This window comes from Psychrobacter sp. CAL346-MNA-CIBAN-0220, assembly GCF_040309805.1.
Classification (GTDB): Bacteria; Pseudomonadota; Gammaproteobacteria; order Pseudomonadales; family Moraxellaceae; genus Psychrobacter.
Map to the genome: position 1 here is coordinate 1 of NZ_JBEOPF010000481.1, position 256 is coordinate 256.

Genomic DNA, 256 nt, shown 5'->3' on the forward strand with positions numbered 1-256 from the left:
GTATAAATGTGAGTATAAGGAGTATTTTATGTCGAAAAAAGTAGTAACTTTTGAATACGAAAAAGAAACAAAAAACAGTGTTCGTTACAAAGAAGCCCCAGATGAAGGCGTTGCCCCTATTGTTGGATCTTTGTATGTTCAGAAGTGGTTTGCTGGGAATAGCAAAACGCTTGAAATAACGATAGATAAAAAAGACTAATTAGCGGCATTATTTTTGCGCCATGTGTTTGTTTAGGTAAAAGCGACTAATAAATAC

At 34.4% G+C, this 256-nt stretch carries 1 protein-coding gene; it reads left to right on the plus strand.

Annotated elements, in window-relative coordinates; translation table 11 throughout:
* On the plus strand, window positions 1–199 hold a 199-nt coding region (locus AAEY88_RS14455), incomplete at its 5' end, for a hypothetical protein (RefSeq protein ID WP_350563504.1).
* Window positions 200–256: the final 57 nt, after the last annotated feature.